Origin of the sequence: Dietzia sp. KRD202, from assembly GCF_017168155.1 — a bacterium.
GTDB classification, from domain to species: Bacteria; Actinomycetota; Actinomycetes; order Mycobacteriales; family Mycobacteriaceae; genus Dietzia; species Dietzia kunjamensis.
In genome coordinates this window covers 1-6,758 of record NZ_JABFAN010000061.1, presented here as the reverse complement: position 1 = coordinate 6,758, position 6,758 = coordinate 1, and the positions used below count along the sequence as shown (strand labels likewise).

The window sequence follows — 6,758 nt, the reverse complement described above, 5'->3', positions numbered from 1 at the left end:
CCACCACACCCCGCGCCACCGCCACCCGGGACGCCCTCTACCTCGCCGGGCTGCGCCGCTTCGCCTTGGACGGCTGGCGGACGGCACGGGTCCGCGACATCGTCGCCGATGCCGGCCAGGGCAACGACTCCGCGATCAACTACCACTTCGGCGGCCGCGCGGGACTGCTCCGGGAGGTCCTGGACCGCGGCGTCCTGCGGATGGAGGCCGAGCGACGCGCGGACCTGCGAACGTGGGTGTCGTCGCCTCCCGACCTCGCCGAGATCGTGCGGGCGGTGGTGTCCCCGTTGGCGGACCTGTTGGACGACGACGAGGGCCGCTGGACGCTCCGGGTGATCGGCCAGCTGGGAGCGCTCGCGGAGGTGGGCCGGACGGTCAGCACCGGTCCGGTCGCGGACACCGCACTGCAGGATCAGCTGGAGATGCTGGTCGCGGCCGCGACGGCGGCGTGCGGCCCGGACCTGGCCCGCCACCGGGTCCGGCAGTTCATCGTCATGCTCACCGCCGAACTCGCGGCGCGGGCCTGCGATCCGCCGGAGGTCGGTCCCCCGCACGGCACCTATGTGGCGGACCTGATCGACGGGTTCGCGCGAGGGCTCGCGCGGCCTGCGTCCCGCCCCTGAAGGACACCTCCGAGCCCCCCACCAGGCGTTATATCGTCTTGATCTCAGACCTTGCGCCACCGGGCGGGATCAGTAGCGTGGGGGTATGAGCACTTCCGAGATGATCACGTCCCATCCGAATCCGACCGACGGCCTCGACGTGGACCTGCTCGCCGAGGCCATCGACGCGGCCGCGTCCTGCGCCACCACCTGCACGTCGTGCGCCGACGCGTGCCTCGCCGAGGAGTCCGTCGCCGACCTGCGCGACTGCATCCACACCGACCTCGACTGCGCGGATGTCTGCGCCGCCACCGCCGCCCTGCTGAGCCGCCGAACCGGCAGCAACCTCGAGGTCGTCAAGGCGCAGCTGACGGCGTGCCGGACGGCCTGCGCCGCCTGCGCCGACGACTGCGAGCAGCACGCCGAGATGCACGAGCACTGCAAGCACTGCGCCCAGGCGTGCCGCCGCTGCGAGAAGGCCTGCGCCGACCTGCTCGCCGCGATCGGCTGAGCCCCCGGTGGCAGCCGGGCGAGCCGTCTGGACCGGCGGTCACTTCCGGCCTCCCAGTTCGTAGGCCGATTCATCCAAGTGCGTGAAGTAACGCTTACCAAACTTCCGGCGATGTTACTCCTGGGAGAAGGGGTGGTGAGTGTCTCCCGCAGTCGCACTGAGCCGATCCGCGGCGGTGCCTTGCCGAGGGAGACACGATGGTCGGTTTCAGGCGGTCCAGACACAGAGATCGCCGCCCTGTCGGAGACGACGCCGCCACACGACAGGCCCCTTCCCCGGCTCACGGCACCACTGAACGCGCTCCGCGCCCGGGCTCCCCTCCGGGGCTCGGCTGGGCCGTCCTGGGTGTGGCGCTCCTCCTCGGCCTGTTCTTCCTGGTGCCGCTGGGCCTGGAGCGATCGGCTGCGGTCGTCCCGACCACATCCGCCGACCCCGTCCCGCAGACTCCCGGTCCACAGACCTGGGTCCTGTCGTCGACCGTCGCCGTTCCGGGCCCGAACACCGGTGACTCCGAGGCCGATCGCGACCCGAAGGGCGCCCGCGCCACCGGAGACGACAGGGGCGGCGACGACGACGGCGACGGCGACGATTCGGCGTCCGTGATCATCCGGGTCCCCGCCGCCGGCCCGACCCCTGAACCCGGGGCCGTTTCGGCGACCACCACGGCGCATTCCGCCGCGCCGCCGGGCGGGTCCTCGCTGATGTCCGCGACCGCGCCCGCGACCGTGCCGACGTGTCCGCAGCCCACCCCGACCGGGCTCGCGCCGAGGCTCGCGGAGAAGCTGGGTGCAGATCTCGGTTCGACCTCCGGCACCGGCGGCGGCACCGGCGGGGCGTGCGCGGGCTGACCTGCAGCGTCGCCCCCGGCTGCAGAGTCTCCCCGGCTGCGGAGAACTAGAGCCCGTACTCGATCAGCGGCTTGCCCTGGGCGTCGACGAGCACGGTGAGCCCGCCCCCGCTCCCACCGGCCGAGCGCCACAGGTAGCAGACGCCGGTGCGGGTGTCGCGCAGGATCTCCGCGGTCCCGCCGAACCCCATCGACTCGGAATGGATCTTCTCGAAACGCTTGTCCTTTTTCGCCATGCGCCCATCGTGGCACCGGCGGGGTGTGCCGGACAAAGGTACGACGACGACGAGGTCACCCCGCCCCGGGATCCGATTCAGGAGTCGATGTGGCGGAACAGTCCGCGGGTGGCCTCGGCGACGGCCCGGTCCGGAGCACGGAGTTCGAACGGGATGGCGAGGTGGGGCTCGTTGTCGCGGGTGCGCACCCGGGCCTCAGTGGTCTGCGGGCGTCTGCGACCGCCGATCAGGTGAACGGCAACAACCATTCCCGCGAACACCATGACGGTGAACAGGGCGGGCAGCATCCAGGTGGTGCGGGACATCAGTGCGGCTCCGGCGGCGAGTTCGGCGGATGCGACGGCGGTGTTCAACGACGACCCGATCGTCAGCAGTCCCGTCCCCAAGGCGAGGGTCGCGGCGGTGAGGCCGAGGCCGACGAGGGCGACCGTCGTGATCGTGCTGCGGCGACGTGCGGGGACCGTGCTCATGATGGATCTCCTGTCTGGGCGTCTATACAGGATTCGGAGGCCCCCGCATTCCGGATGGGTGGCGGACCGGAATGTTCCCGAGATTCACACTGCCGCCCCTCGGAATCACACCGCGGCCCCTCAGGGTGACCCGGATCCGACCCTGAGATCGGCCCTGACCGGTGTCAACGGGGCGGTGTCGGGGGTTATGTTGGAGGGCGTCCCATCCCGCCAGCGACCCCTCGAATCGAGCCAGCATGAACGAGCAGCACGCGCGGCGACCGGACGGGCCGTGGTCCGAGGACTGGCTCGACCGGTCCGAGACGCCGGGGCAGGCCAACCCCACCGAGCAGTTCCCCACCGAGCGATTCCCCACCGAGCAGTTCCCCACGGCGCAGTTCCCGCCCGCCGAGCAGCCTGAGCCCCAGCGCTACGAACCCCAGCGCTTCGCCCACCCGCACCAGCCGGCCCAGCCGTACGCGCGACCGCCCGAGCCGCTGGCCCACGAGGGTGGGTTCCCGTACGGCATGCCGCCCGCCGCGCCCTACGGTCCGACCGCCCCGTATGGCCCCGGCCAGCAGTTCGGGTACGCCGATCAGTACATCCCGCAGCACCTGCACGTGGCGCCGCACCAGTTCCCTCAGGGCCCCTACCCGCCCCAGTTCGGTTATCCGCCGATGCAGCAGACGGTGTACGTGCACGGCGGGCAGGTCAGGCGCGTCAACCACGCCCTGCACCTGATCCTCACGCTGCTGACCTTCGGGTTGTGGCTGCCGGTCTGGATCATCCTGGCGATCGCGGGTTCCTGACCGGCTCCCGCCTCAGCCGTCGGCCTGCCACCGCCCGGTGATGAGCGCGGTCAGCTCTTCGACCCACTCGTCGTCCAGCGCGGCGTCAGGGCTCACCAGCAGCCGGAAGATCGCCGCACCCGCGACGACCTCCGCCAGCACGGGCAGGTGGTCGTCGCTCCGGCGGGCCCGACCGAAGCGCGATTCGAAGGCTGGCAGGTTTCCGGCGAGCCGGGCGATCATCCGGGCGTGCAGGTCGGGATCGGCCACGGTGTCGGCGATGAGGCCGGGCAGGGCCACGCGCACCTCGGGCCGGTCGAACAGCACGCGGACGGTCTCCACCAGCGCGCGGATGTCGGCCTGCGGATCCCCGACAGCGGCATCAGCCCCGCCGTCTACGCCATCGGGTAACTCGAACGCCGGGATCACCTCCGCCTCGAGCACCGCCTCGTGGACGAGCTGCGCCTTGCTCGACCAGCGGCGATACAGCGCGGCGGTGGTCGTGCCGGCGCGCGCCGCGATGGCGGACAGCGTCAGCGCCGGGTAGCCGGTCTCGAGGACGAGCTCGCGGGTGGCGGTGATGATCGCGGCGTCGATCCGGCCGTCGCGCGGCCGCCCGGGCGCGGACTTCGCTGATCCGCCGCGCGCGGTGTCGCCGTCTGCTGTCATGGTCTCACCCTAGTTCCGATACGCCGCACATCGTATTCCCGCCGCCGACGCGAGACCGCGAGACGCCGCCACCCAGCACCCCACGGAGAGCCCCGTGCACCTGAGTCCGCTCGACGAGTTCCCCATCCACCAGACGCCCGCGCCGCTGACGTGGCCGGCCACCTCGGACCGCAACTTCTACGACCGCTCCTACTTCAACGTGTTGGATCGCGAGGGCCGCTTCATGGTGCTCACCGGGATCGGCTACTACCCGCGCCTGGGCGTGAAGGACGCGTACTTCGTGGTCCGCCGCGGCGACACGCAGACCGCGGTGCGGATGAGCGACGCCATCGACGATGACCGCCTCAACCCCCACGTCGGCGGGTACCGGCTGGAGGTGATCGAGCCGCTGCGGGAGATCCGGCTGACCCTCGAGCGCACGGAGGGCATCGCCGCGGACCTGACGTGGCGGGGCCTGTTCCCCGCCGCGCTGGAGGACCCGCACTCCATGCTCACCGACCGGCGGGTGACGCTCCAGGCTAGCCGGTTCGCGCAGGTCGGCTCGTGGGAGGGGTGGATAGAGGTCGACGACGACAAGATGGAGGTCACCCACTCCTCGTCGGTCGCCGCCCGGGACCGCTCGTGGGGTATCCGCCCGGTGGGCGAGGCCGAACCGGCCGGCAGGCCCGACACGGCCTTCCGGGGCATGTGGTGGTTGTATCTCCCGCTGGCGTTCGACGACTTCCAGCTGTTCCTCATCCTGCAGGAGGACCCCGACGGCCACCGCAGCCTCTACGACTGCACCCGCCGCTGGGCCGACGGCCGGGTCGAGCAGCTCGACGGCGTGCGCGTGGCGGTCGAGTACACGCCCGGCACCCGAATCCCGACGGGCGTGCGGGTGGAGTTCATGAACCGCGCGGGTGAGCGGATCCGGCTCGAGGTGGAGTCCCGGCTGTACGCCCCGATCGCGTTCGGCTCCGGCTATGGCGGCGACTCCACGTGGGCCCACGGCAGCTGGAAGGGCGAGAACTTCACCGACCGCGTGACCTTCGACCTGACGGACCCGCAGGTCATGGCCGGGGCGGCGTTCAGCCTCATCGACCACGTGGGCCACGCCGTGTGCACCGAGGCCGACGGCACCACCCGCGAGGGCGCGGGCCTGTTCGAGCACGGGGTGATCGGCCCGCATCACCCATCGGGGTTCTCGGACTGGACCGACGGCGCAGACGCGGCGGCGCGCGCATGAAGGTCATGACCGCCCTGTTCAGCCCGACCGACGCGGTCCGGCGCGCCGAGGAGCTCAGGGAGGCGGGCGCGTCCGGGGTGTTCACCTTCGAGGGCCCGCACGACGTGTTCACCCCGCTCGTGTTGGCCTCGCAGGTCGGCGGCCTGGATCTGATGTCCAACGTGGCGATCGCCTTCCCCCGCAACCCCATCCAGCTCGCGCACCAGGCGCACGACCTGCAGACGCTCAGCGAGGGCCGGTTCGTCCTGGGCCTGGGCACGCAGATCCGGGCGCAGATCGAGAAGCGCTACGGCACCGAATTCGACCGGCCCGTCGAGCGGATGAAGGACCTCGTGGGCGCCCTGCGGGCGATCTTCCATACATGGGCCACGGGCGAGCGACTGGACTTCCGCGGCGAGTTCTACCGCCACACCCTCATGACCCCCACGTTCGTGCCGCCGCCCACCCCGTACGGCCCGCCGCCCATCTACCTCGGTGCGCTCGGCCCGCGACTGACGCGCGCGGCGGCCGAGGTCGCCGACGGGCTGCTCGTGATGCCGTTCGGCACCACCCGGTTCCTCCAAGAACACACGATGCCGAGGGTTCGGGCGGGCCTCACGGCCGCCGGGCGGAGCGAGGAGGAGTTCGAGGTGGTGCCCGAGGTGATCGTGTCGGTGACGGACGGACAGAACGACGACGACGACCACATGTCCACCCGCCGCCTGTTGGCGTTCTACGGCTCGACGCCTGCCTACAAACCGGTGTTGGACGCCCACGGCTGGGGCGATCTGCAGCCCGAGCTGAACGCCATGAGCAAGCAGGGGCGGTGGCAGGAGATGACCTCGCTCATCAGCGACGAGATCCTGCACACGATCGCCGCGTGCGGTTCCCCGGCCGAGGTCGCCGCCCACGTCCGCGACCGCGTGAACGGCGTCGGCGACCGCGTGTGCCTGTACCAGACCGGGCCGATCGCCACCGATGCGCTCGCGCAGATCGTCGACGAGTTGGCGGGCCGGCCATGAACACCGTCGAGTTCGAGCAGGTCACCGACGACAGCTACGGCGGTAAAGCCGCAGGTCTGGCCGAGCTCATCCGACTGGGCCTGGACGTACCGCCGGGGTTCGTCATCGCCGACGCGGGGGCCGACCTCGTCGTCGTCGACACTCAGTCCGACACCACCGTCCCAGCCCACACCACCGTCCCAGCCGACACCACCGTCCCAGCCGACACCACCGCCCGGTGGTACCGCCGCATGGCCGAGGCGGGCGCGATCCCGGTCGCGGTGCGGTCCTCGGCGGCCGGGGAGGACGGCGCGCAACAGTCCTTCGCCGGGCAGTACGACACCGTGCTGGGCGTGGACTCGGCTGAGGCGCTGGCCGAGGCGGTGCGGACGTGCGTGGCATCGGCGGCATCGGGGCGCGCGACGGCCTACCGCGGCGCGGGGCCCGACTC

At 71.6% G+C, this 6,758-nt stretch carries 10 protein-coding genes; 7 read left to right on the top strand and 3 right to left on the bottom strand.

Features of this window, described 5'->3' with window-relative positions; all coding sequences use genetic code 11:
• From J1M64_RS18600 to J1M64_RS18590, 3 genes are all read left to right on the top strand, one after another.
• A partial coding sequence (locus J1M64_RS18600) for a TetR/AcrR family transcriptional regulator (RefSeq protein ID WP_374220876.1) occupies window positions 1–623 on the top strand: 623 nt, incomplete at its 5' end.
• Window positions 624–708: 85 nt separating this feature from the next.
• Window positions 709–1,113 carry a four-helix bundle copper-binding protein gene (locus J1M64_RS18595; RefSeq protein WP_206475163.1) on the top strand — a complete coding sequence of 135 codons (405 nt, stop codon included), beginning with the start codon at window positions 709–711 and terminating at the stop codon, window positions 1,111–1,113.
• Window positions 1,114–1,460: 347 nt separating this feature from the next.
• Complete coding sequence (locus J1M64_RS18590; RefSeq protein WP_206475162.1) at window positions 1,461–1,961, top strand: hypothetical protein; 501 nt, start codon at window positions 1,461–1,463, stop codon at window positions 1,959–1,961.
• A gap of 46 nt (window positions 1,962–2,007) precedes the next feature.
• On the opposite strand, the gene J1M64_RS18585 is transcribed toward J1M64_RS18590, so the two are convergent.
• Together J1M64_RS18585 and J1M64_RS18580 are read right to left on the bottom strand one after the other, a co-directional pair.
• Window positions 2,008–2,196 carry a DUF6440 family protein gene (locus tag J1M64_RS18585; protein ID WP_067716403.1) on the bottom strand — a complete coding sequence of 63 codons (189 nt, stop codon included), beginning with the start codon at window positions 2,194–2,196 and terminating at the stop codon, window positions 2,008–2,010.
• A 77-nt stretch (window positions 2,197–2,273) separates the two neighbouring features.
• The gene (locus tag J1M64_RS18580; protein ID WP_067716401.1) at window positions 2,274–2,666 is read right to left on the bottom strand and encodes a hypothetical protein; all 393 of its coding nucleotides are present in this window, start codon (window positions 2,664–2,666) and stop codon (window positions 2,274–2,276) included.
• Between the two features lie 236 nt (window positions 2,667–2,902).
• Here J1M64_RS18580 and J1M64_RS20065 point away from each other — a divergent pair, with 236 nt between their 5' ends.
• Window positions 2,903–3,454 carry a hypothetical protein gene (locus J1M64_RS20065; protein WP_241261776.1) on the top strand — a complete coding sequence of 184 codons (552 nt, stop codon included), beginning with the start codon at window positions 2,903–2,905 and terminating at the stop codon, window positions 3,452–3,454.
• 12 nt (window positions 3,455–3,466) lie between these two features.
• On the opposite strand, the gene J1M64_RS18570 is transcribed toward J1M64_RS20065, so the two are convergent.
• The gene (locus tag J1M64_RS18570) at window positions 3,467–4,102 is read right to left on the bottom strand and encodes a TetR-like C-terminal domain-containing protein (RefSeq protein WP_206475161.1); all 636 of its coding nucleotides are present in this window, start codon (window positions 4,100–4,102) and stop codon (window positions 3,467–3,469) included.
• Between the two features lie 94 nt (window positions 4,103–4,196).
• Here J1M64_RS18570 and J1M64_RS18565 point away from each other — a divergent pair, with 94 nt between their 5' ends.
• From J1M64_RS18565 to J1M64_RS18555, 3 genes are all read left to right on the top strand, one after another.
• Window positions 4,197–5,327, top strand: a complete 1,131-nt coding sequence (locus J1M64_RS18565; protein ID WP_206475160.1) for a hypothetical protein — start codon at window positions 4,197–4,199, stop codon at window positions 5,325–5,327.
• Window positions 5,324–6,328, top strand: coding sequence for a TIGR03617 family F420-dependent LLM class oxidoreductase (locus J1M64_RS18560; RefSeq protein ID WP_206475159.1), 1,005 nt, complete (start codon window positions 5,324–5,326; stop codon window positions 6,326–6,328). Before J1M64_RS18565 ends, J1M64_RS18560 begins: the two co-directional genes overlap by 4 nt.
• On the top strand, window positions 6,325–6,758 hold a 434-nt coding region (locus J1M64_RS18555), incomplete at its 3' end, for a PEP/pyruvate-binding domain-containing protein (protein WP_274601568.1). The genes J1M64_RS18560 and J1M64_RS18555, both read left to right, overlap by 4 nt.

Bases quoted from the DNA above. Each gene is read 5' to 3' on its own strand.
- J1M64_RS18595 (WP_206475163.1), top strand. From the start codon at position 709: ATGAGCACTTCCGAGATGATCACGTCCCATCCGAATCCGACCGACGGC.
- J1M64_RS18585 (WP_067716403.1), bottom strand. From the start codon at position 2,196: ATGGCGAAAAAGGACAAGCGTTTCGAGAAGATCCATTCCGAGTCGATG.
- J1M64_RS18580 (WP_067716401.1), bottom strand. From the start codon at position 2,666: ATGAGCACGGTCCCCGCACGTCGCCGCAGCACGATCACGACGGTCGCC.
- J1M64_RS20065 (WP_241261776.1), top strand. From the start codon at position 2,903: ATGAACGAGCAGCACGCGCGGCGACCGGACGGGCCGTGGTCCGAGGAC.
- J1M64_RS18570 (WP_206475161.1), bottom strand. From the start codon at position 4,102: ATGACAGCAGACGGCGACACCGCGCGCGGCGGATCAGCGAAGTCCGCG.
- J1M64_RS18560 (WP_206475159.1), top strand. From the start codon at position 5,324: ATGAAGGTCATGACCGCCCTGTTCAGCCCGACCGACGCGGTCCGGCGC.